23 protein-coding genes, 1 pseudogene and 3 riboswitches are annotated in these 23,958 nt (G+C 36.5%); of the genes and pseudogenes, 1 reads left to right on the top strand and 23 read right to left on the bottom strand.

The window, feature by feature from the left end:
- Positions 1–164: 164 nt before the first annotated feature.
- From CRI88_RS12365 to mmgD, 20 genes are all read right to left on the bottom strand, one after another.
- Entirely contained in the window at positions 165–761 is a 597-nt protein-coding gene (locus tag CRI88_RS12365) for a hypothetical protein (protein ID WP_101966666.1), read from the bottom strand.
- Between the two features lie 262 nt (positions 762–1,023).
- Positions 1,024–1,530 carry a MepB family protein gene (locus tag CRI88_RS12360; RefSeq protein ID WP_036126282.1) on the bottom strand — a complete coding sequence of 169 codons (507 nt, stop codon included), beginning with the start codon at positions 1,528–1,530 and terminating at the stop codon, positions 1,024–1,026.
- Between the two features lie 258 nt (positions 1,531–1,788).
- Positions 1,789–2,715: an ABC transporter ATP-binding protein gene (locus CRI88_RS12355; RefSeq protein WP_089933562.1), complete on the bottom strand. Its 927-nt coding sequence runs from the start codon at positions 2,713–2,715 to the stop codon at positions 1,789–1,791.
- An 11-nt stretch (positions 2,716–2,726) separates the two neighbouring features.
- The gene (locus CRI88_RS12350; RefSeq protein ID WP_058844401.1) at positions 2,727–3,938 is read right to left on the bottom strand and encodes an ABC transporter; all 1,212 of its coding nucleotides are present in this window, start codon (positions 3,936–3,938) and stop codon (positions 2,727–2,729) included.
- Positions 3,939–3,954: 16 nt separating this feature from the next.
- Positions 3,955–5,079 carry an ABC transporter gene (locus CRI88_RS12345; protein WP_180957803.1) on the bottom strand — a complete coding sequence of 375 codons (1,125 nt, stop codon included), beginning with the start codon at positions 5,077–5,079 and terminating at the stop codon, positions 3,955–3,957.
- Positions 5,080–5,598: 519 nt separating this feature from the next.
- Positions 5,599–6,273: a copper amine oxidase N-terminal domain-containing protein gene (locus tag CRI88_RS12340; RefSeq protein ID WP_101966664.1), complete on the bottom strand. Its 675-nt coding sequence runs from the start codon at positions 6,271–6,273 to the stop codon at positions 5,599–5,601.
- Between the two features lie 201 nt (positions 6,274–6,474).
- Positions 6,475–7,803: a M1 family metallopeptidase gene (locus tag CRI88_RS12335; RefSeq protein WP_180957802.1), complete on the bottom strand. Its 1,329-nt coding sequence runs from the start codon at positions 7,801–7,803 to the stop codon at positions 6,475–6,477.
- Between the two features lie 509 nt (positions 7,804–8,312).
- Entirely contained in the window at positions 8,313–8,750 is a 438-nt protein-coding gene (gene dut, locus CRI88_RS12330; protein ID WP_101966662.1) for a dUTP diphosphatase, read from the bottom strand.
- 11 nt (positions 8,751–8,761) lie between these two features.
- A complete protein-coding gene (nrdF, locus tag CRI88_RS12325; RefSeq protein WP_036126298.1) occupies positions 8,762–9,730 on the bottom strand; it encodes a class 1b ribonucleoside-diphosphate reductase subunit beta in 969 nt (322 codons plus the stop codon).
- Positions 9,718–11,811, bottom strand: a complete 2,094-nt coding sequence (nrdE, locus tag CRI88_RS12320; protein WP_101966661.1) for a class 1b ribonucleoside-diphosphate reductase subunit alpha — start codon at positions 11,809–11,811, stop codon at positions 9,718–9,720. Before nrdE ends, nrdF begins: the two co-directional genes overlap by 13 nt.
- The gene (gene nrdI / locus CRI88_RS12315; protein WP_036126304.1) at positions 11,808–12,167 is read right to left on the bottom strand and encodes a class Ib ribonucleoside-diphosphate reductase assembly flavoprotein NrdI; all 360 of its coding nucleotides are present in this window, start codon (positions 12,165–12,167) and stop codon (positions 11,808–11,810) included. The genes nrdE and nrdI overlap by 4 nt, the downstream gene beginning before the upstream one ends.
- Positions 12,164–12,388 (bottom strand): glutaredoxin family protein, encoded by a 225-nt coding sequence (locus CRI88_RS12310; RefSeq protein WP_036126306.1) that lies wholly within the window; start codon positions 12,386–12,388, stop codon positions 12,164–12,166. The genes nrdI and CRI88_RS12310 overlap by 4 nt, the downstream gene beginning before the upstream one ends.
- Positions 12,389–12,502: 114 nt before the next feature.
- Positions 12,503–12,680: riboswitch (cobalamin riboswitch) on the bottom strand.
- A gap of 283 nt (positions 12,681–12,963) precedes the next feature.
- Positions 12,964–13,620 (bottom strand): hypothetical protein, encoded by a 657-nt coding sequence (locus CRI88_RS12305; protein WP_180957801.1) that lies wholly within the window; start codon positions 13,618–13,620, stop codon positions 12,964–12,966.
- Between the two features lie 39 nt (positions 13,621–13,659).
- On the bottom strand, positions 13,660–13,860 hold the full coding sequence (locus CRI88_RS12300) for a hypothetical protein (protein ID WP_036126310.1): 201 nt from the start codon (positions 13,858–13,860) through the stop codon (positions 13,660–13,662).
- 200 nt (positions 13,861–14,060) lie between these two features.
- Positions 14,061–14,248: riboswitch (cobalamin riboswitch) on the bottom strand.
- A 135-nt stretch (positions 14,249–14,383) separates the two neighbouring features.
- Entirely contained in the window at positions 14,384–15,448 is a 1,065-nt protein-coding gene (locus CRI88_RS12295) for an enoyl-CoA hydratase/isomerase family protein (protein WP_036126313.1), read from the bottom strand.
- 14 nt (positions 15,449–15,462) lie between these two features.
- A complete protein-coding gene (locus CRI88_RS12290; protein ID WP_036126315.1) occupies positions 15,463–16,248 on the bottom strand; it encodes an enoyl-CoA hydratase-related protein in 786 nt (261 codons plus the stop codon).
- 16 nt (positions 16,249–16,264) lie between these two features.
- Positions 16,265–17,932: an acyl-CoA dehydrogenase family protein gene (locus tag CRI88_RS12285; protein WP_036126319.1), complete on the bottom strand. Its 1,668-nt coding sequence runs from the start codon at positions 17,930–17,932 to the stop codon at positions 16,265–16,267.
- 44 nt (positions 17,933–17,976) lie between these two features.
- Positions 17,977–18,891, bottom strand: a complete 915-nt coding sequence (prpB, locus tag CRI88_RS12280; protein ID WP_036126321.1) for a methylisocitrate lyase — start codon at positions 18,889–18,891, stop codon at positions 17,977–17,979.
- Between the two features lie 174 nt (positions 18,892–19,065).
- Complete coding sequence (prpD, locus tag CRI88_RS12275) at positions 19,066–20,499, bottom strand: 2-methylcitrate dehydratase (protein WP_036126323.1); 1,434 nt, start codon at positions 20,497–20,499, stop codon at positions 19,066–19,068.
- Between the two features lie 98 nt (positions 20,500–20,597).
- Positions 20,598–21,719: a citrate synthase gene (mmgD, locus tag CRI88_RS12270; RefSeq protein ID WP_036126326.1), complete on the bottom strand. Its 1,122-nt coding sequence runs from the start codon at positions 21,717–21,719 to the stop codon at positions 20,598–20,600.
- 193 nt (positions 21,720–21,912) lie between these two features.
- A riboswitch (cobalamin riboswitch) is annotated at positions 21,913–22,107 on the bottom strand.
- A 248-nt stretch (positions 22,108–22,355) separates the two neighbouring features.
- On the opposite strand from mmgD, the pseudogene CRI88_RS12265 reads away from it, so the two are divergent.
- Positions 22,356–22,840: pseudogene (locus tag CRI88_RS12265) on the top strand (NUDIX hydrolase).
- Between the two features lie 55 nt (positions 22,841–22,895).
- On the opposite strand, the gene CRI88_RS12260 reads toward CRI88_RS12265, so the two are convergent.
- From CRI88_RS12260 to CRI88_RS12250, 3 genes are read right to left on the bottom strand one after another with little or no spacing between them, the layout of a single operon-like run.
- Complete coding sequence (locus tag CRI88_RS12260; RefSeq protein ID WP_036126328.1) at positions 22,896–23,177, bottom strand: hypothetical protein; 282 nt, start codon at positions 23,175–23,177, stop codon at positions 22,896–22,898.
- A 9-nt stretch (positions 23,178–23,186) separates the two neighbouring features.
- The gene (locus CRI88_RS12255; RefSeq protein ID WP_036126329.1) at positions 23,187–23,573 is read right to left on the bottom strand and encodes an SHOCT-like domain-containing protein; all 387 of its coding nucleotides are present in this window, start codon (positions 23,571–23,573) and stop codon (positions 23,187–23,189) included.
- Between the two features lie 13 nt (positions 23,574–23,586).
- Positions 23,587–23,952 (bottom strand): DUF2089 domain-containing protein, encoded by a 366-nt coding sequence (locus tag CRI88_RS12250; protein WP_036126332.1) that lies wholly within the window; start codon positions 23,950–23,952, stop codon positions 23,587–23,589.
- Between the last annotated feature and the right edge of the window lie 6 nt (positions 23,953–23,958).

Genomic DNA, 23,958 nt, shown 5'->3' with positions numbered 1-23,958 from the left:
CCCTAAATATACTTTAACTATCCTGAGCCGTTAGTTTAAGTAATAATCTTCACAACCTTACTCGATAGTTCAACAATAATATCAATTTTGTTGAAAATGTTCCTCAACAATCTGGCCCGTTCGTAAAATGAAATAAGTCTTATTCAATTAAAGCCTCAGTTACTTTAGGTTAAGTGCTCCACAATTCTCTTTGCCCTGCGCTCCATTGATTTAGAGTAACCAAAACAATCTCTAAATAACTTCCTGCCAATGTATGTTTGAAAATGATTGTATCTATATCGGTAAAATTCGTTCCAATAGCTAATCATTCGATTATAGCTTTTGCAAAATGGCACAATATTTTCAAGACAAAATCTCTTAATCCGTTCTGTATCCTGCTCTTTTAAAATAGCATAGGCTAATTCTATTATCTCTACGACATATTCATCACATATTTTGACGATATAAGGAATAGCCCAGTCTTCGTAATCCATCTGTAGCAACGAATAAATATGCTTTTGACGGACAAATCCATCACAACTTCTTGAATATATACAATGCAAAATCATTTTTTGTTGTAGACTTAGTTTTTCTATAACTGCATCTGAACTATCAATGTAGTAGGTACGATAAGGAAATCTAATCACGGTATTATTTTGAAAATAGTGGATAGTATCCTCAGACACAGCAATCGTGACATGATTATAAGTTTTATGAGGAATCATTCCAACCACTGTCGTCACATCATCATACAAATGTTTGGGAAATCCATCTTGAAACATGCACTCACATCCTTGCTTCACGTAATATTAAAGAATAACTAAACTGCCCTGGTAATATAAGAAGAGACTGCGTTAATTGAATAATCGTCCCTGTGTTTGCTTATCGTAGAAAGGCTCTTATTTTAAATAGATCCTTTTCAAAATCTTGATAATCGTAATCAGTAGTTGATACCTTATTTATTGCTTCCCTCCAACTGTTCAGTAAATATGAATAGCGCAATTTCTGTAATAAATCTGTTGCTTATTCATTTGTTTAAGAAAATTAGTTGGAGTATAGTTTTAATAGCTCATGTATTGAACTACTAGCATGGTCAATTTTAATAAAATAAGGTAATTGCCATTTTTGTGTTGCTAGCGCTTGTTGACTAGTGGGAGTATCCCAACTAGGATAAACTCTAATTGCCATTTTACCCTTTGTATTAACGGTTTTAAGGATGTTTTGTTTTAAAAGAACTTCTTTTGGAAAAACAAATTGGCCAAAATCACCATTATCATTAAAAGTGTTTATTACCAATAAATCAGTGGCATTATCATATGAGAATGCTTGGTTTTTATTAGTTTCATCCTTTTCCCAAAAGGAAACAAACTGTCCTATCTTATTAGGTGTTATTTTTGCGACTCTAAATCTAACCGATTTAGAATTTAACTGAAATAGCCCAGCCCCATAATCTGAGTTTTGAGTTTCTTCATGGATATCTTTTATTGTTAAATTATTAGGTTCATAAAGTAATTCATTTATATATGCTAATGTCTTATTAAATTTATTCATAGTTTTACCCCTTTTCTTATACTAAGATATACCAGTATATCACCTGTGGACCTGTCACCGTAATTTTTCAATCATATGACTCACATTATTTTAACAATGATGACCAAACAATAAATAATTATCTGAGGATGTAATCTTAACTGAAAAGGTAGTAAATACTATGTTTTTGGAAACTAGAGTAAGTCAAAAGCTGCTCCGTAAATAAACATTATATTTTACGGCAAGAACTAATTTAACAATAAAAGTGATTGTTCCTCTTTAACTAGCTGTCACATTGCTTTCTTCGTGATAATACATTGCATACAAATCATTTAATGTAACTTTCCCAAAAGCAAAATCTACTACGTTTCTCTCAACTAAAAAAGATGTAAGTGAACTTAATAAGCTGGCTTCAGAACTTGGTAAATGGATGAGTGTCATGTCATTTGTCAGTGTTTGAAGTTTGATATTTGGATATAGCTCATGAAGCTGTTTTTTCGTATTACTTTCCATATTTTTTATGCGAATCGTTTTAATATGCGCTTGACTAAAATCTTCGATTATTTGATTGGTATCTATTAGTTTTCCCTCGTTAAATAAGAAAATTCGGTCTGCATATTTCTCTAAATTATCAAGTAAATGGGAGGCAATGATAATAATTTTCCCTTCCGCCTTTTTCTTTAATAATATTTTCGAAATAATTTCCACATTATTTGGATCAAGCCCGTTCATCACTTCGTCCATCATCATAATGTCTGTATTTGTAACAATTTGCATGGCAAAGCATAGACGCTGGCGCATCCCAAGGGAATAGGTACCTGTCTTTTTATTCACATAATGCCCCATATTTAATGCTTCGATTGTTTCGTCAATCAGTTTTAAATCCGATTTCCACATCGTAGCAAACATTTTTAAATGCTCTCGCCCACTTAAATGATTATACAAGTCACTTTGGTCTGGCATCATTGACACGAATGTGTGGATTTTCACTTCATTTTGTTTATTTGAGTAACATAGGCCATCTTTAAAAATGATCTTGCCATTCAACGGTTTCACATAATTCATCAACACATTCATAAATGTAGATTTTCCCGTTCCATTTGGTGCAACAAGCCCAATCATTTGCCCTTGCTCAAAGGTCATGGAAATATTATTTAACACGTTCATTTCTCCAAATCGCACGGTAATATTTTGAATATCAATCATCTTTACCACCCCTATTTAATTAGCTTATATCGCCTGTTCGATGCCGTCAGTATGATGAAAAAAATGACAATGGCAGCTAGTCCAAGTAATAACTGTAATCCTAAAGTAAAATCTAAATGATCATTCATATAATAAAAATTCCGCTGTTTTGAAATAATTTGTCCGACTTGAATATAGGATGTTGGATAATTTTGAACGTCCCAGAAAAAGCCAACGTAACGGCTGAAATAAAAATTTTCACCAAAAATAAGGAGTATGCCAACAGCGAAATTGACCATCTCATTGCGGAATAGCATACTGCATAATAGTACAACGCTGATGATGACGATGAACCAGGTAAAAAGTAAAGCCAGCGATTGTCCTAAAAACGTACCTAAAGTCATCATTTCAAATTTACCTTCCATACGCCAGTCGAGATGCGGCGCATATACTGGAGAGGGCAAATGGAAATTCCCAAAGCCAGATTGTAGTCCTACAATAAAGAAGCCAACAATAAGCGGTATAAATAATACGGCACTACCTAGTAGCACAACGACCATTTTCACCAGGAGCTTTTTCCAATCATTAATCGGAAACCCCTTCAAAATGGATGGATGGCGTCTATCTTTGGCAACCATATCAATTGCTAAAAGTAGCACACAGACAATCAATATAATGGGCAGTATACCCTTTAATAAGCGTTCGAGCGTTTGTAGTGCCGTGCGTTGTTCAAATATTTCCGTTGATAATTCATAATCTGCTTTCGAATATGCATCATAACGGACTGCATGCTCTAAATAAGCATAAAAGGCATCATCTTCTGCATACTCATTATTTTTTATAAAATACTTTGAGTTATATGAAAATGAATCACTTTTATAGGTAATCGCATTGGTAAAGTAGTACCAATCACGCGTTAAATCTGCATATTTTTTTAAATTGCCCTTTTCTAATGCATCTAATCTTGCTTTATCTATAGGGTTAATCTCGCTAAATATTTCAATAGCAAAAATAACGGCAGGATGCAGACCATGTAGTTTTCTTCCTTCCATATGATCTAAAAATTCCTGACGTGTTAAATAGCGCGCCTCAATCTCCTCAGAGTCTACACTTTCAATCGGATCGTAAGCTGGTGCTATTTTAAATACATAAAAAAAGGTTGCAAAAGCAAGTAAAAAGTAGATTGCTAAGTTTTTCTTATTCAAAAAAAATTGCTTGAATTCAAATTTAAAATAACTCCACATGCTTATTTTCCCTCCCCTATGCCCTATTGATTTTTCCTGTTGAGAAGAATGTTTTAATTACAAACAACATTAAAATAATACTTAAACATAGGATGATTAAGCCTAGATTCATCGTAATAGCAACAGGCTCTGCTAAATCTACCGGTACCCCTCGTAAAATATCATTAAAATTCATGAAATTAAAAGGATTATAGGGGAATAAACTAATAAGAGATGGAAAAATCATCGGTAAAAAGAATACAATAAAGTGTACAAATAGTGTTAAATACATATTTTTCAGTAGCACATTTAAAATAATCGACAACAGCATGACAAAAATTGAAATGACGAACATATAGCCAACACTTATGGCGATATATTGAAGCGTAGATATTAATGTGGCATTTCCTAGATAAATCCCGACAGGCTCTAGTGGGTTACCAAGTCCATTTAGTATCCATAACGGACTTGCGCAAATAAAAATGAGTAAAATACTAGTCACTATGGATAACAAAGAAATAAGACATTTAGATAAAATATAGGTATCAAACCGCACAGGAAAGCCTTGAATTAAACTAGAATGCTCAAAGTCATCCAGTAAAATAGAACTCGTATGGAAGCTAATAAATATGTACCAGCCTGCACCTACGTGACTAAATAAAAATAATAAAAACGGTATGTATTGAAATAGATCAGATCGTGTATCCTTTCCCTCATCTATCATCCATTTAAAATAAAGGTAGTCCATCGAATTTTGTAATTTAGAGGGTAACAACTCGGCAATATTTTCGTATCCTTCTAATTCGAATGCCTCTTGCCTTAATTTAGCGAGTTGAAGTGAAGCCTCATAATACATAGATTGTCTATCCATTGTTAATGTTGCTATTTGTAAAGCAATTTTGCTTTTTTGTTTAGTTAAATTTTTATATAAATCGCTGCCATCCCCTGATTCTGAAGCATCTTTCACTTGAAATTTTGATAGTACAGCCTGGATGGAATAATAGTCACCCTTTTTTTCAACGATTTGATTACCAACGGCCTGTGCCTTTAAATAAAACATAAAGCCGAAAACGATAATGACAACAGCGACTAACGCAACTAAATTTTTCCGATTGGCTCGCTCAATTGCTAGTCCTACTTTTAATGCACGTAACACCGGCATCCGCCTCCCTTCTCAATGTAAGCTTTTACATTACTATGATAAGATATTGTGGATATTTTTTCAATTTTTAAATTTTTTTAACTTTTAATACTTCTTACCATTATTCAAGTCTGGTACGCGTGTAAGCGACAAAAAGAAGAGGACTGTTATTTACAGTCCTCAAATGGTCAAAAAATTTCATGGATTTTATATTAAAGTAGCCTTTCCAATGTAATATTCGCTAATAATTAGTTCTTACTTTAAGTTGAATCAATGACTAAGAAAGAGCTGCATTCTTCACTCAAATCATTGATAAGTCTATGCTCTTATTGAGTCCATTTTGAAGAAATGGTTAATCAAAAATGAATTCTTATCACACTTCAATCTAACAAACCAGCGTTAAAATTCATAGCCAGCGAATGGAGAGTTAGTTTCCCCTTATAAACTTCTAACGTTTCATTACATACCTAACAACAAAGCCAAATGCTCAACCCTTCTTTTATGTCAGTTGAGGATCCGTTTGATTGAATAATTGTCTGTCTATCCTTGTCTTATAATTTCCGTTAATATTACTTCCATTCTTTGCATTACCTTTAATTTTAGCTTAGACAATGTTAACTGTTTCTCTAGTATATTACGGTAATCTTGTGAATAATTAGGATACAACGATTTTTCATATTCCAAATTTTGTAGTACAAATAAAAGGTTATTATGTAAATCAACCAATTGATTATAGTTATTAATTTTAGAATTCTTATCTGTATTTATTGTAGGATCATTAACATAAATAAAAATATTTTTCCCTTCTGTGATTATATTAACTACTCTTAGTGTTGAATCCCATTCAACAGGTAGTTTTAAAGACTCACTAACAAACCTTACGGGTACCATTGTAGTTGAGTTCATAATGGTAGGTGGGTTGTCTAGAAAAGTCTCCTTCCCATTAACAATTGCTTTATACGAATTTACCTTTAATTGAATAGTTGTATTCCCTTTACTTGCTGTTATGGTTTGGGTTGAGGAATCCCAGGCAACAGTTGCATCTAATGATTCAAATATATTTCTCATTGGTAACATCGTCCTACCATTTATAGCAGTACCACTATCAAAAAATATTACATCTTTGTTAATTGCATGGACATAGCTACTATCCTCTACATAAATCAAAGAGCATAGATAAAATACAAAACTTACAAAAAACAACCGTTTTAGCATGACAATTCTCCTGTTCTATAACTATAATTAATTGTAAGTATAGTTTATTATTAGCGTTAAGAGAATACTTAATTTTCAATTTATGTTTTTTCTCTAAAAGGTGGTTAAATCCTGATCGTGAAGCTGATATATTTTGAACATAAAAAAAGAGATACTGCTTGCACAATATCCCTTTTCTTTCATGGAGAACCTATTGCTAAATCATTCATTTTTAGTGTTATCTAGATCTAACCACCCCTCAAATATAGAATCGTCCTTTAAATCAAAATAGTATTTTGTGAATCGGGCGAATTCTGTGGAATCGATTTCTTTATAGTTATAAAATTGATAATAACTTTGTAAAAATTGTTCAATGTCTTTGATTTCTTCATTATCATCAAACAAATTCAAGAGCATTGCAGGCGATTTTCCATAGACATATGCACTCATATCAGATTGGTATTGATCAAGTGGTAAATTGACTGGAAGCACTAGGTCTGGATCAATGCTGTAAATCGTATAGGGTTTGCTCAGATTCAATTTTTTAAAGTTGAATAGATTTGTAGCAAATACCGTGAAGCCTTCATCTAACCAGGCATGATGAAAAGGATCATTGGTAATGACCCCGTAAAACCATTGATGGGCAATTTCATGAACCACTGTACTTTTAATCTGCTCAGAACTACTAGGACCACTGTTGTAAATCGTATGGGCTGTTACAATTCCTGGATACTCCATGCCCATTCCATCTATGATAATATCTAGTTGTTTGAGAGGATACGGCCCCATTATTTCTTCAAAATAATTTATGACAGCTGAAGCCTCGTCTGCTATTTCTTGATATAGTTCCTTTTTATTTTCCTCAAATCCAAATACTCTAATGGCGATGTCTTCGTCTTTTTCCACTAGTATTGGATCTTTTACTAGAGCAACAAATATTTCCTTCACGTTCTCAACTTCAAGTAACCCTTTGTTTGGGCTTGGAAATGCCTCTTGATCAAATGAAGACACCAACGTGTACTCCTGAGGAATGTCATAGGTTAATTTGAAATTGCTGAATGTAGTATGATACGTCTCTCCTCTAAAACGATAATCTTCTTTGTTCCATTGATGGTTTCTATATGTGGCAAGCATCGGATAAAATTGAGCTAAATGATAATTACCATTACTCTTCGTAAATCTTAAGCCCTCTTCAGGCAGAGTGAACTCATAGGAAAAATAAACTTTCATTTCTTGATGAGGTTTCAATTTTTCCTGAAGCTGAATGTTGAGTGAATCTTTTTCAAGGGTGTAAGCTGCCGTTTTTCCATCAATGGTAATGTTATGGAACGCAATGGTAGATGGATGCTCCAGTTCGGGTGAGACAGCTTTTGTAAACATATTAGGTATAAAATAAAATATCAATTGTTCCCAATCATCGGTAGAGAGGTTTTTAACGACAACGGTTGATTCTAGCTGAAATTTCCCGTCATTATCCATCTTAAGTGCCATATCGTATTCACTAAAATTACCAGGGCTTATCGCCTTTGGTATAAATTCTTCTGTATTCACCTTTTGAGCAATAGTAGACGCTTCTTTCCCTTCCTGTTGATTGAACTCACAAGCAACGAGAAAAATACATACTAGTAATAAACCTGTACTCCATAATTTCTTCTTTATAATTTCCGCCCCCAATCCCAACACTATTAGCTACAATAAAAATGGTATATATATAAATTTTATATTATTATCCCAATTTAAACCATATACTTTCGATCTTTCATCTGGAATCTAGTTAATTACCAAGATGAACAAGGAAAGAAGAGCACATATTCGTGGTGATATGCTGCCTATTAGGTAGACAGATGAAAATTAAAAGCTGTTTATATTTTTAGATGTAGTTGTTGATTATGCCGTAATGGGATGACTTTGGTAAGTAACCGACGTCATCTTTTTTAATGTCCATTGCTTTCATGTGTAGTTCTGCTAAGCTTTAAACAGACTATCCTTACTGACAACAAAAAAATCCTGCATGTATATACACACAGGATTTCTTTGTCATCTTTTTAAACTAATCAATTCTATTTAGTACCACTTGCTCCAAATCCAGATGCTCCTCGGATCGTTTGTGATAATTCATCTACTTCTACTAATTGAATGGATGGGACAAATTGAATGACCATTTGGGCGATACGCATAGATTTTTCGACGATAAACGGTTCTTGGCCGTGGTTGATTAAAATAACGCCGATTTCCCCTCTGTAGCCTTCATCAATTGTGCCTGGGCTATTCAGTACGGTTATACTATGCTTTAATGCTAGTCCACTTCTTGGTCGAATTTGGGCTTCCGTTCCTTTAGGTAATTCAATCTGTATACCTGTTTTAATAAGTTTGGCTACGCCTGCTGGTATTTCTACTGCTTCAATGGAGTAGAGATCCATGCCCGCATCACCAGGATTGGCTTGCATTGGTAGTATTGCATCCGCGTGTACTCTTTTGATTTTTACTTCTACGTTCATTGTTCTCCATCCTAACGATTAAAATTAAATGTGTCATCTGTAATTGGCGCTACTTTTGCTTTAGCATAGGTAGCTCCCTTTTGTGAAAAGAAATCGTATGTGGAGCCTTCATTACGAATACCGTTCATCACAATCGGATTGACTTCTTCTTCTGGAAACATTGCTTCAAAACCAACATTCATTAAGGCTTTATTAGCATTATATCGTACATAGGCTCTCACTTCAGGTGATAATCCTGTTTCCGCATAAATATCATCCGTATATTTCATTTCATTCTGATATAAATCTAATAATAGCTCATAGCCCCATAAATTTAGCTCTTCTTGTTTTTCTTTTGAAAATTGCTTGAATAGATTTTGAGCAAAAAATCCAACTGCGACACCATGGATGGATTCGTCGCGTAAAATAAGTGAAATAATCTCAGCACTGTTTCGTAGGAAGCCTTGTCCTCCTAAGTACAGCGGGTAGAAAAAGCCAGAATAGAAAAGGAAAGATTCGAGCATAACGGAGGAGAACATCGCTTTCCATAAGCTTTCTGGATCGTTTTCTTCGATACTATTATAAATATCCGCAATTTTATTGGCCTTATATTGTAGAAATTCATTTTTTTTGACCCATTCAAATAACTCATCTATTTCTTCGTTTGTACAAAGCGTTGTAAAAATATAAGAATAGGATTTGGCATGGATTGCCTCAAATGCATCAAAAACGGTTAGGACAGCCTTCTCTTGTAAATCGTCTGTATAAGCGGCCACACGATTCATCCCTATATTGGTCTGAACTGTATCCAGTAACGTTAATCCCGCGAACACTTTTTTATACGTGTCTTGATGCTCAAAGCTTTTCCACTGTTTGATATCTTTACTGACCGCAATTTCCTCAGGAAACCAAATTTGCTTCCATTGCTGGTCCCAAAATATTTGGGCAAGTTCACTCGTTGCCTTATTCCAATTGACCGCCTCGTAAATTATATTTGACATGCTACACACTCCTCTAAGCTTTGTAATCGTTGACGAACATAGTAAACGGACTTAATGCCCTTTACCCATGCATAAATGTATACTTTAGCTAATTGTTCAGTTGTCCAATTATCGGTTACATAAAGCGTCATGGAAATACCTTGGTCAACGTGTTTTTGAGAAGCAGCGTACAAATCAATTAAATCATACGGATTAACATCATATGCCTCTACATATAAATGACTGTTATCATTTGTTAAATGAGGCATTGGATAAATCGTTCTACTATCTGCATAGTCACGAACCTCTACACGCTCAGTACATGGCGCAATAGAAGCCGTACAGCTACGTATGTAGGAAATACTGCCAGTTGGTGCAATAGCCAAACGATAGGAATGGAATAGACCATATTGCATCACATCTTGCTTAAGCGTTTCCCACATGTTTTTCGTAATGATTGGAATATTGCCAAGTGCTTTTAACACAACAGGTGATAGTTCTTCGTCGATTTTATTGACATATTGGTCAAAGTAGCTACCTGATGCGTAATCACTGTCCTCAAATCGATAAAAAGTTGCAGCTTTTTCTTTAGCCATTTCCATCGATGATTTGAGTGAATAAAAGTTCATCGCTTCCATAAAACGATCCATGAAATCAATCGACTCTTTGGAGCCATATAAAATGCCCTCCGTCACAAGATGGCCGTGGAGGTTCATACAACCAAGTCCTACTGAATGCATTAATTGATTGGCTTTTGCAACAGACGGTACATTTTTAATGTGCGTCATTTGCGACACATTTGTTAATAGGTGCATAGCCGTATCGATTAAGGCTTCGAAATCATTGACCTTACTTGCTGCATGAATATCAATCGACCCTAAGTTACAGGATACATCTAATCCATAGTCATTCGGTTGATCTTGATCTGTAATAATGCTTGTTTCTTGAACTTGCAAGATTTCGGTACATAGATTGGACATTTTTACGCGACCGATGTTTTTTAAAGGATGCACTTCATTGACATTATCATCAAAAATTTCAAACGGATAGCCCGATTCAAATTGTGCTTTTTTCACTTCTGTATACAGCCTACGTGCATTCAAACGTTTAATTTTACGAATTTTAGGGTTATCAAGTAGCTCATAGTACATATCTGAAATGGAAATCTCAGACATGCGTTTGCCATATTCTTTGAAAATATCATATGGGCTGAACAAGACAATATCTTTATCACGTTTCATAAGTTCGAAGAAAATACTTGGTATAATTATTCCTGTTGATAATGTTGCGAGGCGAATTTTATCATCGGCATTCGGTTTTTTAGATGAAATAAAATTTTCAATGTCTGCATGGAAAATATTTAAATAGACAACACCAGAGCCATTTCGCTGCCCTAGTTGATTGGAATAACTGAAAGAATTTTCTAACAGTTTAGCAACTGGGATGACACCACTGGCACGATTTAGAATCTCTTTAATAGGGTCACCTAAAGGGCGTAAATCAGTTAAGTTAACTCCAACCCCACCGCCAAGTCTTGATAGCTCTAAGCAATAACCAATATTTTCAGCAATACTATTCATGGAATCATCCATCGATAATTTAAAGCAGCTCACTAATTCACCACGTGCTTTTTTACCACTATTTAATGCTGTTGGTGTAGCAGGCTGATAAGCTTCCATCATTGCCTCGACAGAACGTTCTGCTAGCACCGTATTCCCTTGTGCTAAATACAAGGCGATAATGACAATACGGTCCTCATATTTTTCTAAAATCTCTTCTCCATCACGGCTTTTCATAGCATAGCTATCGTAAAATTTACTTGCACTCATAAAGGATGGGAAGCGGAAATTATAATCATATGCTTTTTTGTACAACTTCTTAATAAATTCCATTTCATACATGTCGATAAATGCTTTCTCGTAGTAGCCCTCATCAACTAAATAACGGATTTTTTCTTCAATATCAATAAAGTAACGTAAACGCACGTTGACATACTCTAAAAAGTAGCGGCGTGTAGCTTCACGATCCTTTTCTAATTCAAGTAGCCCAGTTGAACTATAACGATTCAGTACGTCATTATTTAGCTTTAAATAGGTTTTCATCTTATTACCCTCGTTTCATAAAACGTTTGTATGGCTTCATAATCTGTTTGATTGCCTCGTAAATCTAATTTTCTTACTAAGGGTACATGATAGGTAGCAGCGATTTTCTCGCCAGCAGCCCCAAATGCGTTGTGCCCAAAGTTACTATTCCCACTGGCAACTACACCTTTACAAAAATCTCTGTTTTTTTCTAAAAAACGTTCCACTTTTGCAGGGATATCGCCTAAGCCATCAGTATAAGTAATTAAAAGATAAGGCTTATTCAATTGTAATTCCTCAGAGAGCTCAACAGACTCTGCCCTTAATTTGGAAACAATATTCCGGACATTTCCTGTACGACTTGCGTAAACGATCATAGAACAATCATCTCAATATGAGAAACTATGTCCTTAACATCTCCTATAAATGTATTATTCATTTCTAAAACAGGCACACTTAAAAAACCTGCATCGATTATTGTTTGTTTAGCTTGTTCATCGTGATCAATGTTGACGATTTCTGCCTCAAGTCCTGCACGTTGTAATTCAGATTTTACCCAAAGGCATTTTGGACAGATTGTTTTCGTATAAAGTTTCATAGAAATCCCTCTTTTCATATAATAAAAAGCTATCTCCTCTAGAGAGATAGCTAAATGGAAACGTTACCATACCAAAAATACTGACGTTCCCATTTCTTAATCCCCGAAGAAATGATTAATTGTTTTATAGAGGCAGGTCTCCTGGCTTTGCTTCATCCTCTGATTCCCTTCCCATGCGAATGCACAGTGGTTGTAATCATTGTCAGCTTCACAGTTGCGGGGACAGCGTCGGAATTGTGCCGAACTTCCCTTTTAAACTACATATAGTAGCACCTATATAAAACGAACACAATATATAGTTGTTGTTCAATAGTTTTAAGTGTACCATCCTTCATATAAAAAGTAAATCTAGATTCTAAACTTCTTTATTTTTTGATTATTCATTATTTTTAATCATAACTTTCGAAGGAATTTCTCCATCTATTATTTATATCTTAATTCATTGTGTATCTAAACTATGTACGAGATTTTCTGTTACTACGGATCTATGAGCATTAAATATAATAGCGTATTTCACATAGAAACAGCCTATATTCTAAAGAATAATAGACTGTTTGACATGTCGAACGTATGGATTACTCGATTTCGACAAATAAGGACAATTCCTTATAAAATTCAGGCGTTGCTGCCGAATTCACTTGAAAATGAGGATTATATTTTGATAAAAGTTTATAGAGAGTAGTTGCGGTTAACAGATTCTGTTCTTGATCGAAAGCCCTGAAACTTTCATAGACCTCCTTCACTTTACCATTTATTGAATGACAAAAAAACTGTTGAACATCTGCATCCTCTAAATAATCCTTTTCCCATCTGTAACATATTAAATTTGTTAGGAAAAACATTTCTAATCCAGGCATTTTTCCAACTTCAATGAGTAATGACATTCCATAATGAAATGCATTTTCCAACCATTTTATGCCGTGGCGATCTTTGTAAAAGCGCATCAACTTTTGTAACCCATGTCCTTGCTCCTTCACTAGATAAGCATGGATATTTGTATGACCAGCAGTTCTTTCCCATTCATCGAGAGAGAATTTATACTTCCTTACCAGTTTCATCCAAAGCTTTTGAAGCTTGTCTTCAGAAAGGTATTGTGTTTGTTGATTCCATCTTAGAAAAATGTCTAAACTTTCTAATACCAAGCCTCTTTCCATTTCAAAATGATCCAATTTTCTATATAAAACTTTTTGATTCATATCTATGTTGTCCATTATGTCTTCAGATTTGTTCATTTTGCATTCCATTTAATTATTCACTTCACTTCAGATTTTTTATCTACTATCATGACATGTCTCGACTAATTCATGCTTGATCGTTAAATAGGCATCATTAATAGATGTATAATCATTTGGGTTTTCTTCTATTAACTTCCTAATATAAAGCTGTAATGGCCTAATATGCTCACCAGAAAGGTTGTTCATAATTTGCTGCTTTAACTGATTTATATAAAATGAAATTGAATGTGATGTCATCTTGTTCACCCCTATTTATTCATAAAAAAAACATCTTGCCCTAATGGTAAGATGCTAGCTATGACTGACATACTTCATAGTTCTTCAACCAATATAAAATAAGTCGTCTATATTGAATAGAGACTCTTTTTTTGGTTGTCGCACTATGAGTATGATGAAGGTAATTCGTCACACTCAACACCCCCTATCCGCGTAGGTTTTGGCTGTACTAGATAAAGGCAGGTCTCCTGGCTTATGATCATCACACATTTTTCCCTTCCCATTACATACATAACAGTGGTTTTTAAAATGTGCTCCCAATTACAGTTGCGGGACAGCGACGGCTTTTCACCGTTCTTCCCTTTTAAACAAATTCTATTGAATTTGTACCTTTATCCTTTTATTCCGTTTTTTATAGTATAACATATCATTCTACGTTCTCTGACAAAACCCTATGAAAATCTACAGAACAACACTTAAGAAACCACCTACCTCTTAACAAGTAGATGGTTTCAGCATTTATTGAGCGAAGATGTCATTGTTCTTACTTCTTTACGGTTTCACTACTGTCTTGAAAGAATTTTTCAAGTATATCATCTGTAAAATCAGCGAATGTTTGATAGATATACTGAGGATTTCGATCCTTATCAATGACGACAGACCTAACCCCTTCATAGAAATCCTCATGATTTAAAAAGTTTTTTGCCAAGATTAAATCAGTCGCAAAGCATTCTTCTACCGTTTTATGTTGAGCATCTATCAGCTGCTTTAATGTAATTTTTAAGGATGATGGAGATTTAGATAGAAGCAACTGCTTTGTTTCTTGTGCAAATTTGCTTGGGTCATTGTCTAAGGATTCGACTATCTTCTCCACTGTATGTTTTGAGAAATGTTGATCGATTTCATTTTGAAGGCTGGCAAGCTCACTGTTTGCTGTTGGTGTACTTGAATAGTCCTCTATTAATTGCTTTAGAGCTGTGCTAGTTTCCACTGTATGCCAGTTCGTTTGTTCAATGCGTGTGAGGAATGCGTGTAAATGATCGCTCGTCATATAGCTATCTGCACCATTAGCAAAGAGAACATCTGCAGCTTGGATGATCGAAGCTGTTAAAGCTAAGTAATATCCTACATAGCCAGGCGCTTTATTTAGAAAATAGGCAGCTCCAACATCAGGAAAGAAGCCAATATTCATTTCTGGCATAGCCCATTTTGTTCGCTCTGTCACAATTCGGTGGCTAGCCCCATACGTTAAACCAACCCCACCTCCCATGACAATGCCATCAAGGCAAGCAATGATAGGCTTTGGGTAGTGATAGATTGCCCTATCTATGTGATATTCTTCCTCAAAAAAGATTTCGGCATTTTGGAAAGCTTCCTGACTGGAGCGAGCTTTATAGAGTGTTTTAATATCACCCCCAGCACAAAAGCCCTTTTCGCCAGCACCTCTTAGAATTATCAAGTGTATTTGATCATTCGCCTGCCATTCCTTTAGTTTCTCACCAATGGGCTTTAGCATTTCTATAGAAAGTGAGTTTAAAGCTTGAGGACGATTCAGCGTAATGCTTGCTGCGCCACCCTCACTGACGGAAAATATTACTTCATTTGTCATAGTAGTTTCCTCCCTTACAAATGTTTAAAGTTGGGCTGTCTTTTGTCAATAAATGCTTGAACGCCTTCTCTAGCATCCGCTGTTAAAAATAACTCAGCAAAGCGTGTTCGTTCTAATTCCAGCCCTTTTTGGAGATGATCCTTCCCACCTTGAATTATACATTCAATTGTACGGGATACACTTGTCATACTTTTGCCCTCAACAAAAGACTGAGCAAGGGCTTTGGCAGTTGGCAGAAGCTCATCTGGCTCCGTCACCACTTGAATAATACCTAGTTGTAGTGCTTCATCAGCACTTAATTGCTTGCTTGTTAAAATTAATTGTAGAGCCTTTGCTTGCGTTGTTATTCTGCTCAGTCGTTGAGTGCCTCCGAATGTCGGCAGTAAGCCAAGCTTTAATTCTGGTAAACCAACAATGGCATTACTTGAAGCAATCCTGAAATGACAGCCTAACGCTAGCTCTAGTCCTCCTCCAAGGGCTGGCCCATTAATAGCAGCAATAACAGGCTTTTTCATGGCTTCAATTTCATCACATAGCGCTTGGCCTGCTTCAGCCATTTGTAATGCTCTATCCTGTTGCCCAAAGGCAGCAACAAATTCCTTTATATCTGCTCCCGCAGCAAAAAATCGTCCAGAGCCGGTCACAATGATGGCTCTCGTCTCTTCATCCTCAGCTAATTCTTTAAAAATGACACGAAGATGTTCAATAGAAGCTGATGACAACGTATTTGCTGGTGGATGATTTAAATGAATAAGCGTGATGGAATCTTCTTTACTAACATTGGCAAATGTATCAACCATGATTTTTCCCTCCTGTTTATGATAATGAACTGATCGATTTTGGATTGTTGATGATCCCTCTTGCAATCTCTCGCTTTTTCATAAAGAGATTCTGATGGAGTGGGATGTTTAAGCGCTGAATATGATCTAACCTTGTTTTTCGCTTTTGTTCATTTGTTTCAGCAGCACAAATAATGTCGATTGTCCTTTTTTCTATTTTACGATAGCCTTCCTGACAAAGAATATCTGTCATCAAATGCTTCATATTGTCACATGCGTTCTTTTCCGTCCGCAGTAAAGAAGCTTCCATAACATAAATATCTTTTGCTATATCAGCTAGCAGACGCATATATTCCTGCTCTTGCTCCAATTGAATCTGTGCGTCAGCAATGACAGCGATGGCTATTTGCATTAAGTACTTGGCAAGACGGATGTATTGCTGATTCTTTTCTGCTGGTTGATATGCTACTGGAGCATTTTCGGTAGATGTTGCTTGTGAATACTTCTTATATAGTAGCTTCGCCATTGTTAAACGGTTGATTTCATTTGTTCCTTCAAAAATACGGCTAATTCTAGCGTCACGATATAAGCGTTCAACCTCGTAGTCTTGCATATAGCCATAGCCACCATGGATTTGTACAGCTTCATCTACAATTTTCCCAAGCACTTCTGAGCAATTGACTTTATTGAGTGCGCATTCCAGAGCGAAATCAGCTATTTTTTGAACCATTGACTCTTTATCCGTAACTTCCATCGCATCATCTATTTCTCCTGCTGTCCTGTATGCAGCACTTTCCGCCCCATAGATGGAGGTTGCCATATCCGCAAGTTTTTCCTGTATCATGGTAAAATGAACGATTGGCTGGTGAAATTGCTTCCGTTCCCTACCATACGTTACAGCTAACTGAAGTGCCTGTTTGGAAGTGCCGATGTTGGAGAAAGCTAGCTTTAAGCGTGCCATGTTCAATATATTCATCGCTACTTTATGGCCTTTTCCAACCTCGCCAAGAACATTTTCCCTCGGCACGACAACATCCTGTAAAATAAGCGTAGCAGTCGAGGAGCCTTTAATGCCCATTTTCTCCTCTTCTTGTCCAATAGATACACCGCTAAATGTACGTTCTACAATGAATGCAGTCATGCCTTCACTCGTTTTCGCAAAAACAACAAAGAGATTTGCTAGCTGTGCATTGGTAATCCATTGCTTTTCACCATTTATTACCCATGCAGAGCCGTCCTCGTTTAAAATGGCATTTGTTTTGGGATGTAGTGCATCTGAGCCTGCGTCTGGCTCCGTCAGAGCGTAAGCGCCAATCCATTCACCTGAAGCTAGCTTTGGTAGGTATTTCAGCTTTTGGGACGCATCGCCAAAATAGACATAGGGCAATGTGCCGACTCCTGCGTGAATATTGTAAGATACACTGAATGAGCTGCCATAGCCCATCCTTTCTGCAACTAACCCGGAAATTTTTTTATTAAGTTCTAGCCCTCCATAGGCCTCGGGTATTTCGATGGCTAGTAAACCAAGATCACCAGCTTTTTGAAATAACCGACGAGTGATGTCATATTGATGCTGCTCAATAGCTGCCATATTAGTAGCGACATCTTGTTTGATGAACAGCTCTGCGGTTTTTGCTATGAGCCCTTCCTCCTCCTGAAAGTCCTCAGGTGTAAAAATGGTCATTTTGTTTTCTAATGTATCCATGCTAGTCCTCCTTGAAAGAAAGAGGAGAAAAGTAAACTTTTCTCCTACTTTATTTCCTCTTTAGGTAAGATGGTTTTCGCCAGCTCACTATCTAAATCTTCAAATTTGTAATAGGAAATGGTTTCATATAATTCACTTCTTGTTTGCATATCCTCAATAGCTTCTTTTTGAGTCCCTGTCTTTTTTATTAAGCCAAACACTTGCTCATAGGCTTTGGCTGCTACTCTCATCGATGTAACGGGATATATAACCATCGAATAGCCCATCTTTTCAAATTCCTTAGCTGTATAATACGGTGTTTGTCCAAATTCAGTCATATTGGCTAATAACGGAGCATCTAGCTCACTGGCAAAATGTTTAAATTCTTTTTCTGTTTGGAGAGCCTCTGGAAAAATGGCATCTGCCCCAGCTGCTACATAAGCTTTAGCTCTTAAAATAGCCTGCTCTAAACCTTCTACAGACCTTGCATCCGTGCGGGCAACAATTACTAACGTAGGAGCTATTTGTTTAATCATTTTTATTTTTTGTATCATTTCCTCTTGAGCAACGAGTGTTTTCCCATTCAAATGACCACATTTTTTGGGAAGATTTTGATCCTCTAGCTGTACAGCAGCTACTCCAGCCTCTACCATTTCACGAGCTGTGCGGGCAACATTTAAGACACCACCAAAGCCAGTATCGATATCCACTAGCAACGGTAAATTAGTCGCACGAATAATTTCGCTCGCACGCTGTGCAACTTCATTTGAATAAATCATGCCTAAATCAGGTAAGCCTCTACTGGCAGTGTAGGCAGCGCCAGAAAGATATAATGCCTCAAAGCCAACTTTTTTAGCCATTAAGCCAGCCATTGCATCATGAGCTCCTGGGATTTGTAAAATCGTTGAACGAGTAATGAGTGTTCGAAATTGTTCAGCCAATTGTTTTTGTGCTATTGCTTCATTTACAATCCACGCCATCTATAAAAACCTCCTAATAATCAATGATGCCTCGGCATATTTACGTCCGAAAGCGGCTGTGATGCAGGTCAGTTAGCCGTTATCTCAAGGATGGGAGGATTTTAGGCTAACATCCTTTATTAACTCCTTCCCGATTCGTGACATTCGCCAGAGGCTTTAATTTCCTGAAAGAAGTTAAACAAATAAATTAACGAATTCATGAACAGCACTATTTTCAAGAAGTGCTTGATCAGCACAAACTTCATTAATCTTGCTGTGTTGTTTTTGAGAATAATGGGTGCTAATGTTTTGCTGGAACTTATCGATGATTTGAGGGAATGCTTCCTCACGACGGAAACGGTGTCCTAAAGGATATTCACATTCAATAAGCTCAGATGATGTGCCATCTTTGTAATAAACTTGAACAGCATTGGCAATCGAACGTTTCTCAGGATCTAGGTAATCAATTGTATATTGGGGTTTTTCCACAACCACCATTTTATTTCTTAAATTATCGATACGTGGATCTGCAGCCACTTCATCTTCATAGTGGTCTGCTGTAATATCACCATAGATAAGCCCTATTGCTGTAATGTATTGAAGACAGTGATCACGATCAGCTGGGTTATTAAGAGGTCCTTCCTTATCGATAATTCGTATAGCGGATTCATGGGTCGTAATTTGAATGCGTTCAATGTCCTGTAAACGATTTTTCACTTCATTGTGTAAATGAACGGCACATTCGGCAGCTGTTTGTGCATGGAATTCAGCTGGATAAGAAACTTTAAATAGAACATTTTCCATCACATAAGATGCTAGTGGTCTAGCAAGCTTTAATTCTTGCTTATTAAAGAGAACATCTTGGAAGCCCCAGCCAGGTGCAGATAAGGCCGTTGCATAGCCCATTTCGCCTTTCACAGCCATCATGGCTAAGTGTACTGCCCTGCTTGTTGCATCACCAGCAGCCCATGATTTTCTAGAACCCGTATTCGGTGCATGGCGATATGTTCGTAGGCTCGAATTATCAATCCAAGCATTTGATAAGGCGTTGACAATTTCCTGACGAGTGCCACCTAATGCCTTTGTCACAACAGCTGTTGTCGCAATTTTGACAAACAGTACATGGTCTAACCCAACACGATTTAAGCTATTTTCTAATGCGAGAATACCTTGTATTTCATGGGCCTGTATCATCATTTCTAATACGTCTTTCATTTTAAGTGGCTCTTTCCCTTCAGCAACACGCACGCGACTCAAATAATCAGCCACAGCTAATATGCCCCCTAAATTATCGGAAGGATGTCCCCATTCAGCCGCAAGCCAAGTGTCGTTGTAATCCAGCCAACGAATCATACAACCGATATTAAAGGCACCTTTTACAGGATCAAGAACATAGGAAGTGCCTGGAACTCGTGTACCATTGGGAACGACTGTGCCTGGTACTACTGGGCCAAGAAGTTTCGTGCATTCAGGATATTGTAAGGCCAAAATGCCACACCCTAATGTATCTAATAATACATAGCGTGCCGTTTCGTATGCTTCTTCACTTGTAATAGTTGTATTTACTACGTAATCCGCAATATCTGTAAGTAATTGATCTGTCTTAGATATGTCATTTGTTTTAATCATCTATATCTTCCTTTCAAGGCATGAATTTGATATACTAGTATGCTGATAGGCATTGGTCAGAATGCCCATCAGCTCTATGGCGAGTTGTTAAAACTTGATTATACCGACAATTCTTCAAGGTTATGACGCTCGCCAATATAATGGACACGAGGTCTAAATAATCGGTTATTGTCATGCTGCTCAATGACGTGAGCACATAAGCCAATTGTTCGTGAGCCAAAAAAGATAGGTGTATAGATTTCAATTGGCAAGCCAAGCATGTAGTATACTGGTGCTGCATAATAATCTAAATTTGGGTACAAGCTCTTTTCTTGTGCCATCACCTTCTCACCAGCTTCACACATGTGATATAAGCGATCATCCCCTTGTGCCAAACATAATTTATGCAATGCCTCTTTCATAATTTGTGCTCTTGGGTCCATCTTTTTCATATAAACACGGTGACCAAAGCCCATAATCTTTTCTTTATTTTGCAGTTTATTTTTCAGCAAGGCTTCAAAGCCTGCTACTGTTTTGGCTTCTAGAAGCATGTACATGACTGCCTCGTTGGCCCCTCCATGTAAATTTCCTTTCAATGATGCGACAGCTCCAGTTAAAGCACCGTACAAATCAGATTGTGTAGAGGCAATAACACGAGCCGTAAACGTTGAATTTGGCATCTCATGCTCACTATATAAAACGAGAGACTGATCAAAAATTTCTTCTTCTAACGCCGTTGGTTTTCTACCAGTAATCATGTAATAAAAATTGGCGCTATAGGAAAGCTGACTATCTGGCTCCACAACATCTTGTCCGTTTAAGACACGATAGCTATTGGCTACGATGTTAGGCATACCGCCTAAAAGTCTATAAGCTCGCGTCAAGTTCATTTCAGTAGAACGATCATTGATGTGCTGATCAAAGCCTGCTAAAACAGAAATTCCAGTTCTCAGTCCATCCATCGCATGTGTTTCATTAGGCAAGAGCTTGAAGATTTGGAAGATCTCTTGCGGAACCTGATAATGTGCTTTTAATTTGTCCTGTAAGTCAGCCTGTTGCTCGGCAGTAGGAATTTCGCCATGCAGTAGCAAGTAGACAATGTCTAAATACGAATATCTTTGTGATAATTCAATCAAGTCGTAGCCTCGAATAACAATTTGACTTCCTACAGTGTCTAAAAAAGATAATTTTGTTTCAGCAGCAATGACCCCATCAAGACCTGGTGAATAAGTTAACTCCATTCAATGACAGCCCCTTTGTTTAATTATTCTTGTAAGCGTTACCATTCCAACACGAAAGAACAACAAAAAAACAACTTCTACCCCTTTTTAGAAGTTGTTAATCTACAAAAGCATGACAGACCAAATAACAGTGAATTTACAGGAATTCACAAAAATCATGCAGTAGCTAACACCTCCCTATCCTCGTAGGTCAATTGATGCTTATTTTGTGGCAGGTCTCCTGACTTATAATCAACACTTCAATAACACCTTCCCATTTTGACAAACAAAACAGTGGCCTTGTTATCGAGCTCCTAAATACAGTTGCGGGACAGTGTTGGACTCTCACCAACTTCCCTTTTAATCAAATGGAATGGACTCCATTTGAACCACCAAAATTTAGCATATTCAATTTGTCTATTTACCTTAACATAGAGTTTTCAAAACAATCAATATAGGTAAAATTCAGAAAAGACTGATTATAAAAAGCTATTTTTCATTTTTGATTGACTATTCTGCATTTTTGAGCATTATTTTGTACAAAAAAAGATTGTTCATCTATACCAATAAATCCATTTTCAAGGGTTATAAGTAAAATAGAGGTCTTTATAATAAGAAAGGCGAATAGTTTTTTTATAATATAGAGGAGGAGCCAATATGGGCTATATTTTAGAATTAAGGAAATACATCGGCAGTAGACCGATTATCAGTATCGGGGCGACAATTCTTGTGTCAACGATGACAAGAAAATTCTCTTTCAACATCGTTAAGATACGTTGGATTGGGGATTACCTGGTGGCTCAATGGAACTGAATGAAACGCTAGAAGAAACTGCTACTCGTGAACTTCATGAAGAAACAGGACTGGTAGCGAATGAATTGGACTTGATTGGTGTTTTTTCAGGGCCAGATTATTATTTTCAATATCCAAATGGGGATGAAATCTATACAGTTATTCATCTTTATAGTGCGAAAAATGTCAGTGGTATACTAGAGATGAGGGATGGTGAGAGTTTGAATCTTACCTATTTCAGTAAAAATGAGCTACCAGATTATCTTGAGAAAAGAACAAAAACACGCTTAGACAATCTAGAGGACAAATTGTGGAATTTAGATAGTTCTTTTGCAAAGGATTCTCTTTAAATAACAAAGAGCATGCTTTTTATGAAAACATGCTCTCATCTTAACTATTAGGCTATTACAGTCTAACCTTAACCTCTGTACCGTCTTGTGCCTTGACATCTACTAGCACGAGCCCTTTATAATTTTGTAGTTCCTTGATAATAGGCTTGAGCATTTCTTTGTCAATGAATGGAAAGGAAAAGTCGATTTTTTTTCTGTCGAAGTATGCCTTTGTCCATTTGTTGACACTTTGCTGAATCCATTTTGAAGTCAAAATGGAAAGAACAATGGTTAGCACAGCATATGGAACAGGAACGGTAAAGCGAACGTCTTTTGCTTTCACTTTTACATGCATCATAAGTCGCCTCTACTCAATGAAAACTGAAACGGTATCTCCGTTTGCCGATTTTATGTCCACAATTTGTCCATCTAATTCATTTTCGATGGCTTCAAGAAGAAGATTGATATCGATATCTTTCACGTATTTTTCCGATTGCGGAATACTCGCAGCGATACTGTGTCCAGCCATTAACACAGCCTTGACAAGTTTTATAGGCAAATTCACAGTGACATTATCATTTTCAGTGGACACCACACGAACCTTTAACGTTTTATCTAAATACTTCGTTTTTTCCAGAAATTTATTACCTGACTCCTCTTTCTCTTGTAACACTTGAATCAGCTCTGACCCTTTATCAGCATCAATTTTTCCCTCTTGAATCATGGTTAACACTTTAGTAATTTCCTCTTTCATGTAGCATTCCTCCCTATTCGTCTTTTAAGAGCTTTATGGCCTCATCAGTTGTGATTTCGCCATTTTCCAACATGCTTACAATTTTTTTCTCGTCTACTTCATTTTTCTTCTTTTGGACATAGCCAAGGGATGAGATAATGTCATTTAGCTTGCCTCGCACAGTTGGGTACGAAATGCCCAGTTCCTTTTCTACTTCCTTAATATTCCCTCGACATGTTAAAAATACTTCCACAAAATGAAGCTGATCCTGTGGTAAGGATGCTAGCTTCGACAATTCAAACTCATTTTCAATCGTCGTTTGACAATGAGAACACTGTAACTTCGTAATTTTCAATGTTTTACTGCAGACAGGACAATTTGTGATTACTTGATAAGCCATAGTGAA

The sequence above is a fragment of the Lysinibacillus fusiformis genome (assembly GCF_002845985.1).
Taxonomy (GTDB): domain Bacteria; phylum Bacillota; class Bacilli; order Bacillales_A; family Planococcaceae; genus Lysinibacillus; species Lysinibacillus fusiformis_D.
This window is presented reverse-complemented; position numbering and strand designations above follow the sequence as displayed.

Excerpts from the sequence above, each read along its gene's own strand:
- CRI88_RS12360 (WP_036126282.1), bottom strand. The coding sequence starts at position 1,530 with ATGAATAAATTTAATAAGACATTAGCATATATAAATGAATTACTTTAT.
- CRI88_RS12365 (WP_101966666.1), bottom strand. The coding sequence starts at position 761 with ATGTTTCAAGATGGATTTCCCAAACATTTGTATGATGATGTGACGACA.
- CRI88_RS12350 (WP_058844401.1), bottom strand. The coding sequence starts at position 3,938 with ATGTGGAGTTATTTTAAATTTGAATTCAAGCAATTTTTTTTGAATAAG.
- nrdE (WP_101966661.1), bottom strand. The coding sequence starts at position 11,811 with ATGAAAACCTATTTAAAGCTAAATAATGACGTACTGAATCGTTATAGT.
- nrdI (WP_036126304.1), bottom strand. The coding sequence starts at position 12,167 with ATGATCGTTTACGCAAGTCGTACAGGAAATGTCCGGAATATTGTTTCC.
- CRI88_RS12310 (WP_036126306.1), bottom strand. The coding sequence starts at position 12,388 with ATGAAACTTTATACGAAAACAATCTGTCCAAAATGCCTTTGGGTAAAA.
- prpB (WP_036126321.1), bottom strand. The coding sequence starts at position 18,891 with ATGGCGTGGATTGTAAATGAAGCAATAGCACAAAAACAATTGGCTGAA.
- mmgD (WP_036126326.1), bottom strand. The coding sequence starts at position 21,719 with ATGGAGTTAACTTATTCACCAGGTCTTGATGGGGTCATTGCTGCTGAA.
- dut (WP_101966662.1), bottom strand. The coding sequence starts at position 8,750 with ATGAACGTAGAAGTAAAAATCAAAAGAGTACACGCGGATGCAATACTA.
- CRI88_RS12300 (WP_036126310.1), bottom strand. The coding sequence starts at position 13,860 with ATGACATCACATTCAATTTCATTTTATATAAATCAGTTAAAGCAGCAA.
- CRI88_RS12290 (WP_036126315.1), bottom strand. The coding sequence starts at position 16,248 with ATGGTTGATACATTTGCCAATGTTAGTAAAGAAGATTCCATCACGCTT.
- CRI88_RS12255 (WP_036126329.1), bottom strand. The coding sequence starts at position 23,573 with ATGAAAGAGGAAATTACTAAAGTGTTAACCATGATTCAAGAGGGAAAA.
- nrdF (WP_036126298.1), bottom strand. The coding sequence starts at position 9,730 with ATGTCAAATATAATTTACGAGGCGGTCAATTGGAATAAGGCAACGAGT.
- CRI88_RS12250 (WP_036126332.1), bottom strand. The coding sequence starts at position 23,952 with ATGGCTTATCAAGTAATCACAAATTGTCCTGTCTGCAGTAAAACATTG.
- CRI88_RS12305 (WP_180957801.1), bottom strand. The coding sequence starts at position 13,620 with ATGAACAAATCTGAAGACATAATGGACAACATAGATATGAATCAAAAA.
- prpD (WP_036126323.1), bottom strand. The coding sequence starts at position 20,499 with ATGATTAAAACAAATGACATATCTAAGACAGATCAATTACTTACAGAT.
- CRI88_RS12295 (WP_036126313.1), bottom strand. The coding sequence starts at position 15,448 with ATGACAAATGAAGTAATATTTTCCGTCAGTGAGGGTGGCGCAGCAAGC.
- CRI88_RS12285 (WP_036126319.1), bottom strand. The coding sequence starts at position 17,932 with ATGGATACATTAGAAAACAAAATGACCATTTTTACACCTGAGGACTTT.
- CRI88_RS12355 (WP_089933562.1), bottom strand. The coding sequence starts at position 2,715 with ATGATTGATATTCAAAATATTACCGTGCGATTTGGAGAAATGAACGTG.
- CRI88_RS12340 (WP_101966664.1), bottom strand. The coding sequence starts at position 6,273 with ATGCTAAAACGGTTGTTTTTTGTAAGTTTTGTATTTTATCTATGCTCT.
- CRI88_RS12260 (WP_036126328.1), bottom strand. The coding sequence starts at position 23,177 with ATGATGCATGTAAAAGTGAAAGCAAAAGACGTTCGCTTTACCGTTCCT.
- CRI88_RS12345 (WP_180957803.1), bottom strand. The coding sequence starts at position 5,079 with ATGCCGGTGTTACGTGCATTAAAAGTAGGACTAGCAATTGAGCGAGCC.